The sequence below is a fragment of the Pseudomonas sp. RA_15y_Pfl2_54 genome, from assembly GCF_963971015.1.
Classification (GTDB): Bacteria; Pseudomonadota; Gammaproteobacteria; order Pseudomonadales; family Pseudomonadaceae; genus Aquipseudomonas; species Aquipseudomonas baetica_A.
Window position 1 is genome coordinate 168094 of record NZ_CAXAPN010000007.1, and the last position, 20613, is coordinate 188706.

At 57.1% G+C, this 20613-nt stretch carries 18 protein-coding genes; 15 read left to right on the forward strand and 3 right to left on the reverse strand.

The window, feature by feature from the left end:
* Positions 1-164 precede the first annotated feature (164 nt).
* A complete protein-coding gene (uraH, locus tag AACY50_RS07605) occupies positions 165-518 on the reverse strand; it encodes a hydroxyisourate hydrolase (RefSeq protein WP_339538407.1) in 354 nt (117 codons plus the stop codon).
* Between the two features lie 420 nt (positions 519-938).
* On the opposite strand from uraH, the gene puuE reads away from it, so the two are divergent.
* The 10 genes from puuE (at position 939) to AACY50_RS07655 (ending at position 14358) form a co-directional block, all read left to right on the forward strand.
* On the forward strand, positions 939-1865 hold the full coding sequence (puuE, locus tag AACY50_RS07610) for an allantoinase PuuE (RefSeq protein ID WP_339466485.1): 927 nt from the start codon (positions 939-941) through the stop codon (positions 1863-1865).
* Positions 1862-2377: a 2-oxo-4-hydroxy-4-carboxy-5-ureidoimidazoline decarboxylase gene (gene uraD / locus AACY50_RS07615; protein WP_339433963.1), complete on the forward strand. Its 516-nt coding sequence runs from the start codon at positions 1862-1864 to the stop codon at positions 2375-2377. The genes puuE and uraD overlap by 4 nt, the downstream gene beginning before the upstream one ends.
* A gap of 87 nt (positions 2378-2464) precedes the next feature.
* Positions 2465-3460, forward strand: a complete 996-nt coding sequence (alc, locus tag AACY50_RS07620; RefSeq protein ID WP_339433962.1) for an allantoicase — start codon at positions 2465-2467, stop codon at positions 3458-3460.
* 120 nt (positions 3461-3580) lie between these two features.
* The gene (locus AACY50_RS07625) at positions 3581-4084 is read left to right on the forward strand and encodes an ureidoglycolate lyase (protein ID WP_016982872.1); all 504 of its coding nucleotides are present in this window, start codon (positions 3581-3583) and stop codon (positions 4082-4084) included.
* Positions 4085-4135: 51 nt separating this feature from the next.
* A complete protein-coding gene (locus tag AACY50_RS07630; protein WP_339538408.1) occupies positions 4136-5479 on the forward strand; it encodes a urate hydroxylase PuuD in 1344 nt (447 codons plus the stop codon).
* 222 nt (positions 5480-5701) lie between these two features.
* Entirely contained in the window at positions 5702-7060 is a 1359-nt protein-coding gene (locus AACY50_RS07635; RefSeq protein WP_339433960.1) for a nucleobase:cation symporter-2 family protein, read from the forward strand.
* A gap of 43 nt (positions 7061-7103) precedes the next feature.
* Entirely contained in the window at positions 7104-7292 is a 189-nt protein-coding gene (locus AACY50_RS07640) for a hypothetical protein (RefSeq protein ID WP_339538417.1), read from the forward strand.
* A gap of 368 nt (positions 7293-7660) precedes the next feature.
* The gene (locus AACY50_RS07645; RefSeq protein ID WP_339433959.1) at positions 7661-8446 is read left to right on the forward strand and encodes an outer membrane protein OmpK; all 786 of its coding nucleotides are present in this window, start codon (positions 7661-7663) and stop codon (positions 8444-8446) included.
* Positions 8447-8772: 326 nt separating this feature from the next.
* The gene (locus tag AACY50_RS07650; RefSeq protein WP_339538409.1) at positions 8773-12306 is read left to right on the forward strand and encodes a calcium-binding protein; all 3534 of its coding nucleotides are present in this window, start codon (positions 8773-8775) and stop codon (positions 12304-12306) included.
* A gap of 450 nt (positions 12307-12756) precedes the next feature.
* Complete coding sequence (locus AACY50_RS07655; RefSeq protein WP_339538410.1) at positions 12757-14358, forward strand: hypothetical protein; 1602 nt, start codon at positions 12757-12759, stop codon at positions 14356-14358.
* 103 nt (positions 14359-14461) lie between these two features.
* Here the strand turns inward: AACY50_RS07655 and AACY50_RS07660 are convergent, their stop codons facing one another.
* Both AACY50_RS07660 and AACY50_RS07665 read right to left on the reverse strand, forming a co-directional pair.
* Entirely contained in the window at positions 14462-15619 is a 1158-nt protein-coding gene (locus tag AACY50_RS07660) for a patatin-like phospholipase family protein (protein WP_339433956.1), read from the reverse strand.
* A gap of 32 nt (positions 15620-15651) precedes the next feature.
* Complete coding sequence (locus tag AACY50_RS07665) at positions 15652-16584, reverse strand: lipid A biosynthesis lauroyl acyltransferase (protein WP_339433955.1); 933 nt, start codon at positions 16582-16584, stop codon at positions 15652-15654.
* A gap of 117 nt (positions 16585-16701) precedes the next feature.
* Here AACY50_RS07665 and minC point away from each other — a divergent pair, with 117 nt between their 5' ends.
* From minC to AACY50_RS07690, 5 genes are all read left to right on the forward strand, one after another.
* Complete coding sequence (gene minC / locus AACY50_RS07670; RefSeq protein WP_339433954.1) at positions 16702-17439, forward strand: septum site-determining protein MinC; 738 nt, start codon at positions 16702-16704, stop codon at positions 17437-17439.
* 169 nt (positions 17440-17608) lie between these two features.
* Positions 17609-18421 (forward strand): septum site-determining protein MinD, encoded by an 813-nt coding sequence (gene minD, locus AACY50_RS07675; protein WP_007913953.1) that lies wholly within the window; start codon positions 17609-17611, stop codon positions 18419-18421.
* Positions 18421-18675: a cell division topological specificity factor MinE gene (minE, locus tag AACY50_RS07680; RefSeq protein WP_007940845.1), complete on the forward strand. Its 255-nt coding sequence runs from the start codon at positions 18421-18423 to the stop codon at positions 18673-18675. Before minD ends, minE begins: the two co-directional genes overlap by 1 nt.
* A 91-nt stretch (positions 18676-18766) precedes the next feature.
* On the forward strand, positions 18767-19402 hold the full coding sequence (locus tag AACY50_RS07685; protein WP_007960625.1) for an RluA family pseudouridine synthase: 636 nt from the start codon (positions 18767-18769) through the stop codon (positions 19400-19402).
* A gap of 49 nt (positions 19403-19451) precedes the next feature.
* Positions 19452-20552 carry a hypothetical protein gene (locus AACY50_RS07690; protein WP_339538411.1) on the forward strand — a complete coding sequence of 367 codons (1101 nt, stop codon included), beginning with the start codon at positions 19452-19454 and terminating at the stop codon, positions 20550-20552.
* Positions 20553-20613 lie beyond the last annotated feature (61 nt).

Genomic DNA, 20613 nt, shown 5'->3' on the forward strand with positions numbered 1-20613 from the left:
TCCGGCGCGTCGCTGGGAGAACATTCAGAATATCTCAAAGGGTGCTGTCAGGTGAGCGGTACGATTGCACTCACCTGGCGAAAAAAAGCCCGCAGTGTGAGCGGGCAAAAGACCAAAGAAGCTATATGCGCAGTCGCTTCCCGGTAGAGGCAGCTGCTTGGGGGTCAGCTGCCCCGATAGGTGGAATAGCTGTAAGGCGAAATCAACAATGGCACATGGTAGTGATCCTGCTCGGCTGAGATGCCGAAGCGCAGCACGACCACGTCCAGAAATGCCGGCTCAGGCAACTGAACGCCAAGGGCGCGGTAGTAGTCGCCCGCATGGAACTGGACCTGATAAACCCCGCTACGATAGTCATCGCCTTGCAGCAGCGGCGCATCAACCCGGCCATCGCTGTTGGTGAGTGCACTGGCGACCAATTCCAGGTGCGAACCTTCAACGCGGTAGAGCTCGACCTTGATCGAGCTGCCCGGGCAACCGTGTGCAGCGTCCAATACGTGAGTTGTCAAACGTCCCATTGATTCTGCGCGCCTGGCCGCAAAGAGCAGTCAGACTTCGCGCCTCCCGAAGTCAGGTGAAAAGGAGACCGCACCGATTCGGAGCACGAAAAGTTGCGGCGAGCGACTGATTAAGACACTTTTCAAAAAAATTGTACACAATAAAAACGACATTTTTCACTTCACCCCCGACACTCGGGCGTTTGCCCAGGATCTGCCCCCTACGCACTTATCTATTGAGCCTGCGATCCATTAGCTGACTGACCAGGCAGGTTTCTTGCAGGCTCACGCCATTGGCCGTAAAAGATGACAGTCGGTGAAAAATGCAAAAAATCAGGCTTACAAATTGAGAATAAAGTTGTATACAATCAGCCCATCGCTGTGACGCCAGCCTGCCAGGCCGCCACACAACTCTGTCAACGAATAAGAAGGAAGACTGCAGTGAGCGCTGACTACCCACGCGACCTGATCGGTTACGGCAGTAACCCTCCTCACCCACACTGGCCGGGCAATGCCCGCATCGCCCTGTCGTTCGTACTCAATTACGAAGAAGGCGGCGAGCGCAACATTCTGCACGGCGACAAAGAATCCGAAGCCTTCCTGTCTGAAATGGTTGCCGCTCAGCCGCTGCAAGGCGCGCGCAACATGAGCATGGAATCGCTTTACGAGTATGGCAGCCGCGCCGGCGTCTGGCGGATCCTCAAGCTGTTCAAGGCATTCGACATTCCGCTGACCATCTTCGCCGTTGCCATGGCCGCCCAGCGCCATCCGGATGTGATCCGTGCGATGGTCGATGCCGGCCACGAGATCTGCAGCCACGGCTATCGCTGGATCGACTACCAGTACATGGATGAAGCGCAGGAACGCGAGCACATGCTCGAAGCGATCCGCGTCCTCACCGAAATCACCGGCGAACGCCCACTGGGTTGGTACACCGGTCGCACCGGCCCGAACACCCGTCGCCTGGTGATGGAAGAAGGTGGTTTCCTCTACGACTGCGACACCTACGACGACGACCTGCCTTACTGGGAACCGAACAACCCGACCGGCAAGCCGCATCTGGTGATCCCGTACACCCTCGACACCAACGACATGCGCTTCACCCAAGTGCAGGGTTTCAACAAGGGTGACGATTTCTTCGAATACCTCAAAGACGCGTTCGATGTGCTGTACGCCGAAGGCGCCGAAGCACCGAAGATGCTCTCGATCGGTCTGCACTGCCGTCTGATCGGCCGTCCGGGTCGCCTCGCATCGCTCAAACGCTTTATCGAATACGCCAAAAGTCATGAACAGGTGTGGTTCAGCCGCCGCGTCGACATCGCACGTCACTGGCACGAAACCCACCCGTACCAAGAGGCCGCCCAATGAGCCGCTTTCAAACCCTGCAACCGTCGACCCTGAGCCGCGACGCCTTCGTCAAAGCCTTCGCCGACATCTACGAACATTCGCCATGGGTGGCCGAGAAGGCCTATGACCTGGGCGCGGACGCTTCGATCGACGAGATCGAAACCCTGCACCAGCGCATGAGCGACATCCTGTTGAGCGCCGATCATGCCAGCCAACTGGCACTGATCAACGCTCACCCGGACCTGGCCGGCAAAGCTGCCGTTCAGGGCCAGTTGACCGCGGCCAGTACTGAAGAACAGTCGGGCGCGGGGATTCACCAATGCACGGCCGAAGAGTTCCAGCGCTTCACCGAGCTGAACGACGCCTACAAAGCCAAGTTCAAGTTTCCCTTCATCATGGCGGTAAAAGGCAGCAACCGGCATCAGATCCTCGCAGCGTTCGAAACGCGCATTCACAACTCGGTCGACACCGAATTCAAATGCGCGCTGGCGCAGATCAACAAGATAGCCCTGTTCCGTTTACTGACTCTTTAGCAAGCCTGGCCCGAGCATGTCAGACGCGGAGAATGCCCAGGGCCTCGCAAGCATCCCCAGCCAACTTATTAAAGGCAGACAAGAAGAATGAAAGCTTACGCCGTACCTTTCGAGAAGTTCGTCAACCTGGCCGATGCCCGTCTGGGCACCAAAATCATCTCGGTCACCGATGACTGGTTCGCAGACGCCAATCGTCTGTTCCAACCGACCCCGGCCGTGTGGAAGGAGGGCGTGTTCGATGACAACGGCAAGTGGATGGACGGCTGGGAATCGCGTCGCAAGCGCTTTGAAGGCTACGACAGCGCGGTGATTCGTTTGGGCGTACCGGGCTCGATCAAAGGCGTGGACATCGACACTTCATTCTTCACCGGCAACTTCCCGCCATCGGCCTCGCTGGAAGCGTGCTTCCTGGCCTCGGGCGAGCCTGACGAAAACACCCAGTGGACCGAAGTGCTGTCGGCCGTCGAGCTGCAGGGCAACAGCCACCACTACCACGAAATCAGCCACGACCAAGCGTTCAGCCACCTGCGCTTCAACATCTACCCGGACGGCGGCGTAGCCCGTCTACGCGTGTATGGCGTGCCGTTCCGCGACTGGTCTGCTGTTGGCGACAACGAGCAAGTCGACCTTGCTGCAGCCCTCAACGGTGGCCGCGCCCTCGCCTGCTCCGATGAACACTTCGGCCGCATGAGCAACATCCTCAACCCGGGCCGTGGCATCAACATGGGCGACGGCTGGGAAACTGCACGTCGTCGTACTCCGGGCAATGACTGGGTCATCGTTGCGCTGGGTCACCCGGGCGAGATCGAAAAAATCATCGTCGACACCCTGCACTTCAAGGGCAACTACCCGGACACCTGCTCGATCCAGGGCGCATTCGTGAAAGGCGGCACCGACAGCCAGATCGAAACCCAGTCGCTGTTCTGGCGCGAACTGCTGCCAAGCCAGAAGCTGGAAATGCACGCCGAACACACCTTCGCCGAGCAGATCAAGGCACTGGGCCCGATCACTCACATTCGTCTGAACGTGTTCCCTGATGGTGGTGTGAGTCGCCTGCGCGTACTGGGCAAGGTCGCTAAGTAAGCAGTGAAGCCATTCGCGAGCACGCTCGCTCCCACAGGGGATTGCATTCCAAATGTGGGAGCGAGCCTGCTCGCAAAGGCGTCAGAACAGTCAACATAGTATTCGGATAAGAAGAACAGCATGCGCACACTGACGATTGAACCGCTGACCAAAGAAGCCTTCGCCCCTTTCGGTGACGTGATCGAAACCGACGGCAGCGATCACTTCATGATCAACAACGGTTCGACCATGCGCTTCCACAAACTGGCGACGGTCGAAACCGCCCAGCCTGAGGACAACGCGATCATCAGCATCTTCCGCGCCGACGCGCAGGACATGCCGCTGACCGTTTGCATGCTGGAACGCCATCCGCTGGGCAGCCAGGCTTTCATTCCGCTGCTCGGCAACCCCTTTCTGATCGTGGTCGCGCCACTTGGCGATGAACCTGTATCAGGCTTGGTCCGCGCCTTCGTCACCAACGGCAGGCAGGGCATTAATTACCATCGCGGCGTCTGGCACCACCCGGTGCTGACGATCGAAAAGCGGGATGACTTCCTGGTGGTTGATCGCAGTGGCACAGGCAATAACTGCGATGAGCATTTTTTCAAAGAGGATGAGCGTTTGATCCTCGCCCCCCACCAATAAGAGAAGGTCTGATCACTCGACAACAAGAGTGACAGGCGAGAGGTAAAGACTGTGGAAGCACATCTGTTGGAATGGCTGAACCTGAGCGTGCGCTGGGTTCACATGATTACTGGCGTGGCCTGGATCGGCGCGTCGTTCTACTTCGTCTGGCTGGAGAACAACCTCAACCGCGTCAACCCGAAAACCGGTCTGGCCGGTGACCTGTGGGCGATCCACGGCGGCGGTATCTATCACCTGGAAAAATACAAACTGGCCCCACCGGCAATGCCGGAAAACCTGCACTGGTTCAAATGGGAAGCCTACTTCACCTGGATGTCGGGTATCGCGCTGCTGTGCGTGGTGTTCTACTCCAACCCGACGCTCTATCTGCTGGCTCCGGGCAGCACGCTGAGCGGCCCTGAAGGCGTGGCCATCGGTATTGGCTCGCTGTTCCTGGGCTGGTTCATCTACTCCTTCCTGTGCGACTCGGCCCTGGGCAAACGCCCTGCTCTGCTCGGTTTCATTCTGTTCGTGCTGATCATCGGCGCGGCGTATGGCTTCAGCAAAGTATTCAGCGGTCGTGGTGCTTACCTGCACGTCGGCGCGATCATCGGCACCATCATGGTCGGTAACGTGTTCCGTATCATCATGCCGGCGCAGCGCGCACTGGTCGCCGCGATTGCCGAGAACCGCACCCCGGACCCGGCGCTGCCCGCCAAAGGCTTGCTGCGTTCGCGTCACAACAACTACTTCACCCTGCCGGTGCTGTTCATCATGATCAGCAACCACTTCCCGAGCACTTATGGCAGCCAGTACAACTGGTTGATCCTGGCCGGGATCGCCGTGTTGGCAGTGTTGGTGCGTCACTACTTCAACACCCGTCACGACAGCCACAAGTTTGCCTGGACACTGCCGGTGGCAGCGGTGGGCATGATCAGCCTGGCTTACGTCACCGGCCCTGCACCGATGACCAGCCCGGACGTGGCCAAGGCGCCTGCGAAAATCGAATACCAGCCGCTGCCGGAAACGGCGCTGGGTGGTGGCGCGAAACCGGCTGAAGCGGCGGCACCTGCAGCTCCGGCTGCACCTGCTGCACCTGCTGCACCTGCTGCACCTGCTGCACCTGCTGCACCGGCGCAAGCGTCCAACGCAGGTCCTGCGTTCGACAAGGTGCACAACGTGATCCAGGAACGTTGCGCGGTCTGCCATTCGGCCAAACCAACCAGCCCGTTGTTCAGCGCAGCGCCAGCGGGTGTGATGTTCGACACCCCCGAGCAGATCCGCCAGAACGCGGCGCGGATCCAAGCGCAAGCCATCACCACACAGATCATGCCACTGGGCAACATCACACAGATGACCCAGCAGGAACGTGACCTGATCGGTGCATGGATCGCGCAGGGAGCCCAGACCAACTAAGCCCTTAAAATTTCGCGAGCAGGCTCGTTCCCACCAGGACACCCTTTAGCCCTGTGGGAGCTGGCTTGCTCGCGAAAGCGTCGGGGCAGTCAACGTGATGTTGAATGGTATGGCCCCTTCGCGAGCAAGCCCGCTCCCACAGGTTTACCTGATGCAAAGAAACCGCTGTGAGCAACCCGACAGCTGTTCAATCACAAGAATAAAAAAGATCCGAGGTGTTGCATGTCCGAGCTGTCCAAAGCGCGCATCCCCGACGCACCCGCCATTCAGCGTTTGCCCTTTTTGCAACTGATCCTGGTCGGTTTGCAACACGTTCTGCTGATGTACGGTGGCGCCATCGCGGTGCCGCTGATCATCGGACAGGCCGCTGGCCTGAGTCGTGAAGAAATCGCCTTCCTGATCAACGCCGACCTGCTGGTCGCCGGCATCGCCACCATCGTGCAGTCGCTCGGCATCGGCCCGATGGGCATCCGCATGCCCGTGATGATGGGCGCCAGTTTTGCCGCTGTCGGCAGCATGGTCGCCATGGCCGGCATGCCCGGTATCGGTCTGCAAGGGATCTTCGGTGCAACCATCGCCGCTGGATTCTTCGGCATGATCATCGCGCCGTTCATGTCCAAGGTCGTACGCTTCTTCCCGCCGCTGGTGACCGGCACGGTCATCACCTCGATCGGTTTGTCGTTGTTTCCCGTGGCCGTGAATTGGGCCGGTGGCGGTGCCGCTGCTGCGCAATTCGGTTCACCGATTTATCTGGCCATCGCCGCACTGGTGCTGGGCACCATTTTGCTGATCCACCGTTTCATGCGTGGCTTCTGGGTGAATATTTCCGTGTTGATCGGCATGTGCTTCGGCTACGTGTTGTGCGGCGCCATCGGCATGGTCGACCTGAGCGGCATGGCCAACGCGCCATGGGTTCAGTTCGTCACCCCGCTGCATTTCGGCATGCCGAAATTCGAACTCGCGCCGATCCTTTCGATGTGCCTGGTCGTGGTGATCATCTTCGTCGAGTCCACCGGAATGTTTTTGGCACTGGGCAAGATCACCGACCAGGACGTCTGCCCGCGCATGCTGCGTCGCGGTTTGATGTGTGACGCGGCGGCGTCGTTTTTCGCCGGGTTCTTCAACACCTTCACCCACTCCTCCTTTGCGCAGAACATCGGCCTGGTACAGATGACGGGCGTGCGCTGCCGCTCGGTGACGATCGTTGCGGGTGGCTTGCTGATCGTTCTCAGCCTGCTGCCCAAAGCGGCGTTCCTCGTGGCGTCGATTCCACCGGCCGTGCTCGGCGGTGCGGCAATTGCGATGTTCGGCATGGTCGCGGCGACCGGCATCAAGATTCTGCAAGAAGCCGACATCGGTGACCGTCGCAATCAGTTGCTGGTGGCGGTGAGCATCGGCATGGGGCTGATCCCGGTGGTCCGTCCGGAGTTCTTCGCACATCTGCCGATGTGGATGAGTCCGATCACCCATAGCGGTATCGCCATGGCAACCCTCAGCGCACTGACGCTGAACTTGTTGTTCAACATCCTCGGCGGCAAAGAGCGCGCAGTGATCAACGACTGCCACGCACACCAGCACTAACAGCACCCCCGCCTCAAACAATAAAAACAAGAGGGAGCACCCGATGATTCCCACGCAATCGAACTCGCTATTGAGTGGCGACCTGCTCGCCGCCTCCCAAGCCATGGCCGGCGATTTACGGCTGTGGCAGACCAACAGCCTGAGCGACTTGTACGGCAAGAACTTCGGCCAGAAGATCGAGTTCCTGCTGGCGATGACCTACGAGTACGGCGAAGGTGCACTTTTAAGATGACCCGCAACCGTGCCCCATACCTGTTGCCAGTGCTCTGTTGCGGGGCACTTGAGAGCTGGCCGAGGAGTCAGTATTCTCCGCGGCCTCTTGAATTCGGTCTAAAAAAAAGCCCGGATTTAATTTCTGACCCAAAAGCCAACTTATCCCGGCCCCGGTCAGTGCCGAGGCATCCCGAAAACACACTCAATCGACTGTTTTTCAGCAGACGAAAGGGCGTTTTTTTGCTTTTTGAAAGCCTTGGCTCAGCTTTTGCTAACAGCATGAAAGCTGACCGTTTGGATGACTTTTGCAACGAAGAAAAAAGGCGCCACACCAGAGCGCCGATCTTAAAAAAATAAACGTGGAACACCTACTTTGGGAGCAACCGAATGAAACGTATGTGCACCAGCCTGATACTCGCGGGATCCATGCTGGCCGGGGGCCAGGCCATGGCCGATGGTCTGCTGCAGTGGCAAAACAACAGCCTGACCTACCTCTACGGCAAGGACTTCAAGGTCAACCCTGCCATTCAGCAGACCGTGACCTTCGAGCACGCCGACGGCTGGAAGTATGGGGACAACTTCCTGTTCGTCGACAAGATCTTCTATAACGGCAAACCAGACGGCGGTGTCGGCAACAACACCTACTATGGCGAATTCAGCCCGCGCCTGTCGCTTGGCAAGATTCTCGACCAGAAAATCGAGTTCGGCCCGGTCAAAGACGTGCTGTTGGCAATGACTTATGAATTCGGTGAAGGCGACGTCGAGTCGTATCTGATCGGTCCTGGCTTTGACCTGGCGATCCCGGGCTTCGACTACTTTCAGTTGAACTTCTACCAGCGCCACACCGAAGGTTCGCGTCCGGGCGACAACGTCTGGCAGATCACGCCGGTCTGGTCTTACACCATCCCGGTCGGCGATTCGAATATTCTGATCGACGGTTTCATGGACTGGGTGGTCGACAACGATGTCAACCACCGTGGCGAATACCACGCCAACCTGCACTTCAACCCTCAGGTCAAATATGACTTGGGCAAGGCGCTGAATTTCGGCGAGAAGCAGTTGTATGTGGGTGTCGAGTACGACTACTGGAAAGACAAGTACGGGATTGACGACACCCGTGCGTTCACCACCAATCAGAACGTGACCAGCTTCCTGGTGAAGTTCCACTTCTGATCCCGCGGCGTCCTCAGGGGCGCCTTCGCGAACAAGCTCCCACAGTGATCCGTGCCGTTCACAAAACCTGTGGGAGTTCGCCCGCGATGATACCCGCCAAGACAATACAGCGTTCAAACAAAACCAGACCGGCCCTAAAGCCGGTTTAATAATGTCAAGGCCGGTTGCACCCACTCGAACCTGAAAATGGCAAACTAAAACATCAACAATAACTTCTGTGCATGTGCAATACATGGCAACAAACCAAAGATATACAGAAGTAAAAACCCAACACTAACATGCCACCCGATGCTCACAATAAAGACCACTCGAATAAGGATATTCAAATGGCCACCCCCTTCCAAGACGCCTCGATACATCATGACGCGGTTATCATAACCGAACTGGAACCTTTGGGCCCCAATCAACACACTGATTCGACTCTTGATCTGAACAGTGAGACAGCTAACGGGAAAAATGCGCAAAGCAGCGAAAAAACAAGCCAACTTAAAATAAACGACCGTATCTTTGGCCCAATTGAAATCGGCCCTATATCCGTAACACGAGTATCCCTCGCAGTATTGGGCGCACGTATTGACGGCCAGCCTTTAAATGGAACAAACACATTCTTCCGCGTACCGAAGCGATCTTTCATCAACTCGTTACAGTTCAGTTTAAACGATATAGAAAGCATTATGAAATCGGCAACCGGCCGGGACAGTTACTTGTTGCCAGATCTGCTGTTCGAAATGGCCAGTCGGCGACCGATCACTTCTGCGCGATTGATCAGAGAGGACACCGACCGTACTGATGACGCAGGAAAACTTCGCAGCAAATTAGAGAAGCTATTGAATTCAGCACACAAACTGGATCTACGGCACGCCAACTTACCGAAAAATCCGCCTCATTGGATATCGAAGGCGTGGAGCAATTTCACGCTCGGTTCTAGCGTCGGCATTCAAGCATTCGGAATATTCATGGGAATTCGCGGTTTGTACTACGCGTACAAAGCCCACGATTCTACTGAACTTAAAATCAACGGTGCCGGCCTTCTCGCAGAAGTTGGCTCTATCATCACCGACGTAACAATTACTCAAGAAGCCACGAGAATGCTCAAGGCTGGCCAGAATGCCTTCAAGGATTTTGCCAAGACTCGTACCGCAATCAGATTGAGCCGCTCCGGTGGTTTGGTCGGAGGAGCACTGACCCTGCCGTTCGACATTACCACGGCCGTCAGATCATTCATCGCAGCGGAAAATGCCACTGGCAAGGCAGCGATGGATCTCTATGTCAGTGGTGGCCTGAGTGTCGCCAGCGGGGCGATGACGATCATCCTTGGCTCTGCAGCCATGGCCGGTTTCTCGGCCGCAGGTCCCGTGGGCCTTGCTGCCGGAGCATTGATGGCTTTCGGCTCACAGGTCTATGCCGCTGTACGGATAGTTGATGACATCGATGACTACATCGAACTCACTGTCGAAGAACGCTGGCGCACAGGCTGGTTTGCATTCTGCTTCATGGATCCGGACGAAGATGTCCATAATCGTTTTCTCAGCGCCAAAGCCAAGATCGACCACGCAAAACAATTGAAGCAAACGGCCAGGGCATTGCTCGACGTCCAATTGAAGGACACCACCGAAGCCGTCGTTAACGGTAGTTTCGACGTGGAACTGGAACCAACCCTGGAAGGCCGTCATCACTGGTTAACCAGAAAGTGGGAACGGCATACCGTCATGAAGCCAAAAATAAAGGACGGCAACGACATCATTGACGGCCGAAACGGGGTGACAGCCGAAACGCCCGGTGCTGAACTGGGTATAGCAGGAGCAGAAAAGAGCATCCTGTGGTTCATTGGCGGTGGTGATGACTCCATTGAAGGGGTAGAAAAGAAGCCGAACGCTTTCTACTACGGCGCTGGAAACAAACAACTGACAGGCGGCGAGAAGGATGACTTCTTCGTCTTCCAGGGCGCAAAAATCAATCATCAGGCAACTCTAGAACTTTCTGATCGCTGGACGTTGAAGGGCGGGGCAGGCGACGACTCGTTGATCCTGGGCAGGATTGATTTGAAAAACCATCACCAGAAGCAGCCACAGGCCGGATATGACGTCGACTTGCCGGCCGGTACGGTCCATGCGATCACTGCAGACTCAGCTACAGAAAGCGGGAACAACCGTATCCCGCTCGGCGTTGTCGAGAGCATCGAAAATGTCGAAACCGTAGCGCATGCGTCCAGCACCGTGACCGGAACCCCGGAGCGCAACGTCATCAAGGCCCATGGCGCCGACATCGTCAGAGCGGGGGCAGGAAACGACATCATCCAACTGCTGGCCTCGGGTGCAGAAGCCTGGGGTGATGCCGGCGCAGATGAATATTTCGTTGCCCATGTTCCCGGGCAACTATCCATCACCGAAGACGGTAAAGAGAACAGCATTATTGAACTGGGCTGCCGAAAGGACCTGATAGATGGTTTCGAGGTGAGAGCCGATAACTCTCTGTGGGTCACGTTGAATTTTGATATGGACGATTCGCCGAAAACCCGTGTAGTCATACACGACGTTTATGAAGAAGTAGCGAATAAACGTCAGTTAAAAAACAAGACACTGACATTCGTTACCAAGGACGGCTATCACCTGACCCCGGATCTCCCTGAAACGATAACCTACTCTAAACGCGAATACGTCAAAGCGGTGATCACCCGCCAAGGAAGCCCCATAGAACCGACTATTCTTTACACCCCCGATTGCTTTATCGAGCACCAGAGATTCACCGGTTATTACCTCCCACGCACCGATAAAAACATCATCTTCCGCTCGGTAAAACGCCCCAAAGAAGCCATCAAGCTTTATCTGGATTACGCGAGCACCGAACTGACAAAAGTAGAAGTATCCTACGGTGCCTTTGTGAGTCAAGAAAGCGAGATCGACATTCAATGTGACTTGATCTATACATTCGATGAAAAAACACTAACACTTCGAAATTTTTCGAGCTTCAAACTGTCGGCAGACATGGGGTTCGCCTTGCAACACATGCGCGAACACCCCAACCAACAATACTTGTTTATTTTCAACGACGGCCTGATGGCCAATGCCGGACTCACCACAACAGAAGAACCTTCGGACTATAAAACATCTGAATTCATGCGCTGGAAACATCTCATTCAGTTGCCGCTGCGGTACCGACGAGGCAAATACCCGTTTGAACTTCCTGAAAACGAACCTTATAAACTGAGCTCAGGGAGGGCCTGCGCCAAATTTTCATCTCATCCCGCGCAAACGGCGATGGAGAGCCTGGAAGGTGAAGGCGGTACGTACTTCCTTCATCTGGTAGCCAACATGACCATCAAGATTTCGACGCCAGGCGGTCTCGCCAGCGCCCGTGTGAGATTGTCGCACTCTTCCACCTGGTATATCGATGCTACAGCGCTGGGCACTATTGAGATAAAACTGACCAACAACAAACTGTACATCGGAAGTTGCACTGTTCATCTGCCCGTCTATGAAGACAGCGCGGACATTATCGACAGGGTGTACGTGACGACCGAAGAAGGCATCATCCGGACAGTCGATCTTTCCTTCGACCAAATTGCAGTCTCCGGCATTGATGCTCGTTATTTTGTCGAGCCACCGGCTTACCCCGCCACGCTGCCCGACAGTCAAGCATTGCTTGGAGACCATGAACTTCCAGTCCTTCATGCCCAGTTGTACAACCACCCGGACAAACGTGTGTTCTACAGCTTTCCAGGACGCCACTGGTTCAGCAGACCTTCGACAGCCAGCACCATTAACAGGTCAGATCTGGTGATTTCCGCTCGATGCGATCATAAACCAACCGCTCCGGTTCTATCGGTTTCAGATCAACTTTCGCAAGTACCCGTCGCATAAATAATCCGCTGCTATTTCAACTTGATAAACGCAGCGCTGGATTCGAGGCCGTTAAAAAACACGAAAGAAACGTTTACTGCCTTGATCGCGATACATATATACCGCACAAGACGGCGTCGGATTATCCAGCATATGCCCCCTCGCAGAGTCCGAACGGTTGATTGTCAAAAAGAGATGACTGTCGACTCTGCGTTCACTTGCGTCGTTCTCCAACAACGCTTTAGCTCTCATGTTGAAGAGAAATCCGATATGGCCAAACCCCCGAAAAAAATCTCCTCCTCCCCTGCAACCGACACACACCTGACAAGTCCGAAAACGCTCCCTCACGAGGCTGTGGGCCACCTTCCTCATATCGCCGGCTCCGACCCGACAACATCAGTGGGTCATGTACTTGAATCTCATGCCCGAGACACCCCACAAATCCCAAACGAACTTGCGCCAGCAGTCATTGTGAGCGACCCGTCCCCCTTTGCCGAGTTGCTGCAAGCCAACATGGAGGCAATTACCTGGCCGGCTGACAATATCGACCAGTTACGCCCCCTCGGCGGCGAAAGTGGGCTGTTCGAAAGTCCAGAGGGCAATACCTATGCCCACGTCGCCAACGAAGGCTATTTTCGCGCCGAACGCCAAGCCGATGGCCGCTACCGCTTGCATTGGCCAGAGCAACTGGGCGAACAGGGCCCACTCATCAACCAGGTAGAAGGACAGCCTTACTGGCGCCCCGAAGCGTCCTCTGCGGCCATGCATGTTGTGGCGAACGTCGAGACAGCAGGAGGATCGCCAACGCCCCTTTCCCCCAGGCAGGCCGCCAGCCTGAGCAGCGCGCAAGAGAGCCCGGACGGTATTCGTTACGACACCAAACGCCGGGCATCCTACGTGGACATGGAGGATGGGACGACTTTCCTGGTACGCAAACACTCGGAGGGCGGTTATCAGCAAGCCGCTGCTCATGACCGCAACGTGCTGGGCGCGCGGGTTGAGCCTATTGCCGGAACCAAACGCTGGCGGATAAAAACGAACGACGATCAACTGCCGGGATCAAGCAAACGCCAACGTTTGACAGACGCTGATCAACCACCACTTGTCGGGCCATCGACGGCGCGCTTAACGGGCACGCAACCCACCGCCGGAGTCTGGAAAAGCTGGGGCAAATCCAGCAAACCCGAGGGCAGTGAATCGATAGAAATAGACGGCCTGCACTACGTGATCGTGCCGCAACGGATTCAGGACGATACCGTTCTTGTGTACCTGCAGAACCCCCTCTTCACGCCCGGCCGTTACGACGCCTTCGAGCAGATGTTGAAAACCGATCCATCACTGCAACCAAAGTGGGTCATCAAATCCGCTGGCGCATGGGCTGTGCTGGAGCAAAACCCGTTTGCTGTCTCGCTGAACGAGTACGTCGGCAAATCCATGCGGTATTTGTCGAGTGATTCGTCGAACGCCATCGCCAAAGCCGTGTTCAATCAGGCGAACCAGTCTGAAACCATCAACGGCGATGGGTTGACCATTCTGTTCGACACGCTTTATCACTGGCAAAACAGGTCCACCGTCCGTGCACGAAGACCGGAGCTGGCCGACCCGCTGCTGATGTTGCGCGCCCTGCTGCCATCCCCCGGCAACAATCTGCCAGGCCACAAGCTTTTATTGCCATCGCCGTCTGCCGAGCCCTTCAGCCGACTCGATTTCGATGCCAGCCGATTCCTGATCTCGCAGGACTCCAGCTTGCGCTCCATATTCAGCAACCTTCTCGAAAGTAACGGTTATGAGGTAGATCGCACCAGTCGCATGTTCAGGGAGGACGCTTTGCTCTTCGAACGCAAAGACCTGGATACCGTATTCGTATTGAGATTCCCCTTCCCGGCGATTGGTGGAGAGTTACTTCGAACAGTCGGTCCTGCTGCTGAAATAAATGATCCGAAACTCAGGGCCCGTTTGGAAACGTCGAAATGGCAACGGATGCTTGATTACAACAAGGTTGTCTATCTGGCAGGCGGCATGCAGAAAGTCTCGGACCAACAAACGCTGTTCTATATTGTTCGAGAGAGTTGATCCATCTGGCTGAGTAAAATCGACGGTCAGCCGTCCTGGTGATTCAACGCCCGGGACGGCTTCATCTGCCTACCCGACTGTCGACGGCTGTGAACGTTGGTTGTTAAACGGGCAACCCGAGAAAACGGCACAACGCCTCGCGCTTGGCCAACGCATCGCGCCGCCCCAGATCAATCAACTCGCTGCAATACCCCGCCTCGAACAGCAGATAACTCATTACCCCCGCCCCGCTGGTCTTGGTCGCACCCGGGCCGCGCAAGAACAGGCGTAACGCCGCGGGTAACTCCTGCCGATGCCGCGCCGCGATCTCATCGATCGGCTGACTGGGGGAAATCACCAGCACCTCCACGGGCGCCACGCCCAAGGCGCGCTTTGGCGTGCCATCGGGCATCAGATGGCTGAACTGGTTCAAGCGTTCAAGCAACTCGATATCGCTTTCCAGGCTGTCGATGAACGTGCTGTTGAGCATGTGGCCGCCGATCTGTGCCAGCGTCGGTTGCAGCCCCGTGTAAGCGCGTTCCAGCGGCTGCTGCGGGTCGACACCGCGCGGGTTTCCGCTGACGCCGACCACCAGCACCCGACTCGCCCCCAGGTGCAGCGCCGGGCTGATCGGCGCGGACTGCCGTACCGCGCCATCACCGAAATACTCTTCGCCGATTTTCACCGGTGCGAACAACAAGGGGATGGCCGAACTCGCGAGCAAGTGGTCCACCGACAACTGCGTCGGCACACCGATCCGTCGATGCCGTAACCAAGCATCAATGGCGCCGCCGCCCTGATAGAACGTCACCGCCTGCCCCGACTCGTAGCCGAACGCAGTGACTGCAACAGCATGCAATTGCTTGCGAGCGATGGACTCGGCAATGCCAGGCATGTGCAGCTTTTCATTGAGCAGCTCGCGCAGTGGCGAACTGTTGAGCAAAGCCACCGGCAGGTGCCGCCCCATGCCGAGCAAACTGTGGCTGACGAAACGACTGGCCTGACGAATCACGCCAGGCCAGTCACTGCGCAACACGCGATGGCTGCGAAAGCCTTGCCAGAACAGCGTCAGGCGTTCGATAGCGGCACGAAAGTCGGTGGCGCCGCTGGCCAGGCTGACGGCGTTGATCGCCCCGGCCGAGGTGCCGACGATCACCGGAAACGGATTGTCAGCGCCCAACGGCAGCAATTCGGCAATCGCCGCCAGCACGCCCACCTGATACGCCGCCCGAGCCCCGCCGCCGGAAAGAATCAAACCTGTGACCGGTTCAGCTGGGCTCATCGCAACGCTCCATGGTGTTTAAAGAAATGGGGTCAACCGCGTTTGGCGTACAACTTCGGCTCGCCCGGTGGGCGGCTCTTGAAGCGACGATGCGCCCACAGATATTGCTCGGGGCAGGCACGCAACGCACTCTCGACCCACTGGTTGATACGAATACAGTCGGCTTCTTCAGTCTCGCCGGGGAAGTCTTCGAGTGGCGGGTGGATCACCAACCGATAACCGCTGCCGTCCGCCAGACGTTCCTGCGTGAACGGCACCACCAGCGCTTTGCCCAATCGAGCAAATTTGCTGGTCGCGGTCACGGTCGCGGCTTGAATGCCGAACAGCGGCACAAAAATACTCTGTTTGGCACCGTAGTCCTGATCCGGTGCGTACCAGATCGCCCGACCCGAGCGCAGCAGCTTGAGCATGCCGCGCACGTCCTCGCGCTCCACCGCCAGTGAATCGAGGTTGTGCCGCTCGCGGCCCCGACGCTGAACGAAGTCGAACAACGGGTTTTTGTGTTCGCGGTACATGCCATCGATGGTGTGCTGCTGGCCGAGCAAGGCCGCGCCGATTTCCAGCGTGGTGAAATGCGCGGCCATCAGGATCGCGCCCTTGCCCTCACGATGAGCCTTTTGCAAATGCTCAAGGCCTTCGACGTGGGCCAGTTTCGCCAGCCGTTCACGAGACCACCACCAGCTCATCGCCATTTCAAAAAAGGCGATGCCGGTGGAGGCGAAGTTTTCCTTGAGCAGACGCTTGCGTTCGGCGGCGGATTTTTCCGGGAAGCACAGTTCAAGATTGCGCTTGGCGATACGCCGCCGGTCGCCCGCCACGCGATACATCAACGCGCCCAGAACTCGACCGATGGTCAGCAATGCCGGATACGGCAATTGCACGATCAGCCACAAAAGCGCCAGACCGCACCAGAGCGGCCAGAAGCGTGGAGAAAGAAATGCTGTTCGAAAACGCGGGCGATCCATTAAAGCTTCCGTAAATACAGTGGCCGCGCATTCTACATCGTTCGACCCGGCTTGCGGCTCGTCGGCGTTCTCGTTATAAGTCTCGGCACTTTTAGTGACAAGCCGTTGTATGCCGACATGAGCCAAACCGAACCGTTAGACCAAGATCCCGTATTTCAGCTCAAGGGCAGCATGCTGGCCATCACTGTGCTGGAACTGGCCCGTAACGACCTCGAAAACCTCGATCGGCAGTTGGCCGCCAAAGTCGCCCAGGCGCCGAATTTTTTCAGCAATGCACCGCTGGTTCTGGCACTGGACAAGCTGCCGCCGAGCGAAGGCGCGGTCGATCTGCCGGGGCTGATGCGCGTATGCCGTCAGCATGGCCTGCGCACCCTGGCGATTCGCGCCAGCCGCATCGAAGACATCGCCGCTGCCATCGCCATCGACATTCCGGTACTGCCGCCGTCCGGCGCCCGTGAAAGGCCGCTGGAACCCACTGAAGCCGAAGTCAAAAAGAAACCGGAAAAACCGCCGGAGCCGACCATCAAACCGACCCGCGTCATCACTACGCCAGTGCGTGGTGGCCAACAGATATATGCCGAGGGTGGCGATTTGGTAGTGGTGTCCTCCGTCAGTCCGGGGGCGGAACTTCTGGCCGATGGCAACATCCATGTATACGGCCCAATGCGCGGTCGTGCGCTGGCTGGCGTCAAAGGTGACACCAAGGCACGGATTTTCTGTCAGCAATTGAGCGCTGAACTGATCTCCATCGCCGGCCACTACAAGGTTTCCGAAGACCTGCGTCGCGATCCAATGTGGGGCTCGGGCGTCCAGGTCAGCCTGTCGGGCGACGTGTTGAACATCATTCGGCTTTAACGGATACTGCCGCATTTTCCAAGCATCTCTAAAACGTAGCGAAAACGGCTCAAACGAAGTAGGAAAAAGGCCAAAAGCCGAATTCCAGCCAAGGCTGTCCGACTGCAGTAGTTTTCAAGAGATGTTTTTCAGGGGCTAAAAAGTCCTTCTTCCTTAGGGGTGAAACACCTTGGCCAAGATTCTCGTGGTTACATCCGGCAAGGGTGGTGTGGGTAAGACCACCACCAGCGCCGCTATCGGTACCGGCCTCGCTCTGCGCGGCCACAAAACAGTGATCGTCGACTTCGACGTGGGCTTGCGTAACCTTGACCTGATCATGGGTTGCGAGCGCCGCGTGGTGTATGACTTCGTCAACGTGGTCAACGGCGAAGCCAACCTGCAACAGGCTCTGATCAAAGACAAACGTCTGGAAAACCTCTACGTACTGGCCGCCAGTCAGACCCGCGACAAAGACGCGCTGACTGTCGAAGGCGTGGAAAAAGTCCTGATGGAGCTCAAGGAACAATTCGAGTTCGTGGTCTGCGACTCCCCGGCGGGCATCGAGAAAGGCGCGCACCTGGCGATGTACTTCGCCGACGAAGCGATCGTCGTGACCAACCCGGAAGTGTCCTCGGTACGAGATTCGGACCGCATGCTCGGCCTGCTGGCCAGCAAATCGCGACGCGCCGAACGTGGCGAAGACCCGATCAAGGAACACCTGCTCATTACCCGCTATCACCCGGAGCGAGTTGAAAAGGGCGAAATGCTCGGCGTCGAAGACGTCAAGGAAATCCTCTCGGTCACCCTGCTCGGCGTGATCCCGGAATCCCAAGCGGTGCTCAAGGCATCCAACCAGGGTGTGCCGGTGATTCTCGACGACCAGAGCGATGCCGGTCAGGCCTATAGCGATACCGTCGACCGCCTGTTGGGCAAAGAAAAAGCCCACCGTTTCCTCGATGTCGAGAAGAAGGGATTCTTCGAGCGACTTTTTGGAGGTAGGTAATGAACCTTTTTGACTTCTTTCGTGCCAACAAAAAGCCAAGTACCGCCTCGGTAGCGAAAGAGCGTCTACAGATCATCGTGGCGCATGAGCGCGGCCAGCGCAGCACGCCGGACTACTTGCCAGCCTTGCAGAAAGAGCTGGTCGAAGTGATCCGCAAGTACGTCAACATCGGCTCCGATGACGTGCATGTAGCGCTGGAAAACCAGGGCAGTTGCTCGATTCTGGAACTCAACATCACCCTGCCTGATCGCTGAGTCGATCCAGCAGGAACGACGGCGGTTCAGGGCCATTCCGACAGTGGAATGGCCCTGAACCGCCGTTGGCATTTGTTACGAGGCTGTTTTAATGCCGTTGTCCAACATCCGCATCATCCATCAGGACGCCGCCGTACTGGTGGTCGACAAGCCAACCCTGCTGCTCTCGGTGCCCGGTCGCGCCGATGACAACAAGGACTGCCTGATTACCCGCCTGCAGGAAAACGGCTACCCGGAAGCGCGCATCGTCCATCGCCTGGATTGGGAAACGTCCGGCATCATTCTGCTGGCCCGTGACGCCGACACCCATCGCGAACTGTCGCGCCAGTTTCACGACCGCGAAACCGAAAAGGCCTACACCGCGTTGGCGTGGGGTCAACCGGAACTGGACAGTGGCAGCATCGACCTGCCGCTGCGCTACGACCCGCCGACCAAGCCGCGTCATGTGGTCGACCACGAATTCGGCAAACATGCGCTGACCTTCTGGCGCGTTTTGGAACGTTGCGGCGACTGGTGTCGCGTCGAACTGACGCCAATCACCGGCCGCTCGCACCAATTGCGCGTACACATGCTGTCCATCGGTCACCCGCTGCTCGGTGATGGCCTCTACGCACATGAGCAAGCCCTGGCCGCCTGGCCACGCCTGTGCCTGCACGCCAGCATGCTCAGCTTCACCCATCCGCAAACGGGCGAACGTCTGCGCTTCGAGTGCCCGGCACCGTTCTAAGTACTGTTTGAGTACCAGTGCTGTAGTTAAGACAAGGATTTAGTTTCGAATGAATTGCATTGATCCCTTGGTGCCTTCCCTCAGAAAAGTTCGCCACCAACTGCTTTACCTGGTCTATGGCAATCAGGATGTGTACCGACGCGAAGCCAAGTTCAGCATCCTGACCGCGCTGTCCCATGCCAAAAACGGCGAGCGTCCAGCCATCAGGATTCTGACCGATCGGCCCGAAGACTACGCCGACTGGCCGGTCGACACCGTGCTGCTGGACGAGGCGACACAGACCCGCTGGCAAGGCACTCACGGCTATCACCACCGACGCAAAGCCTGCGCCATCGCCGCCGGTATGCAGTGGGCGCAAAAGACCCTGTTCGTCGACACCGACACGCTGTTCACCAGCCACCCGAGCCGCCTGTTCGAATTCATCGAGCCGAGTCGTTCGGTGATGGATCGCTTCGAATACGACTGGAAAGATGTGCACCAGCGCACCGCCTATCAAAAACTGGGCCGAGACTTACGCAGCCACGGAGTGACGCCGGACAACGGTTTCAAACTCTACAACAGTGGTTTGTGTGGCGTGACCTGTAGTGATTCGGCGCTGTTCGAAGAGTCGATCCGCCTGATCGATGAATGGACCCGCGATGGCTTCGAAATCCACACCATCGAACAGATCGCCCTGTCGTATGCCATGCGTGGCCGTCAGGTGGTGGAGGCGCGCCAACACGTTTATCACTACTTCGCTGAAAAACGCTTCTTCCATGGGATGCATGCGTACTTCTTCTCTCAACATGGTGAACAGTTCAGCCAACGCCTGGTGGATCTGTGTACGGATGTGCCGAGCGTCAAACCGTTTCCGTCCGCTTGGCAGCGCTTTAAAATCAAATGGAGACTGCGCCACCTCAAAGGCCCTCTGCGCAAGGTCGGCCGCGACCTGCTGTATGGCAGCGCCATACCCGAGGATCAGTATTACAGCGCATGCCGACACGAATGGTGGGAATGTGCCTCGCGGGAAATACTGCGCTGGGACGAAAGCCGTCAGAAAAAACTGCTGAGCCACAACCGCTGGCCGCAAGAGCTGCCGCGTCCGAATAAACCGGAAGACGAAAAAATCATCATGAGCCACCTGAAAAACAGCCTGGCCGCCGCCCGGTGAACCCTACCTTCCCCTTGTGAGAGCAAGCTTGCTCGCGACAGCAGTGTGTCTGTCGAATCGA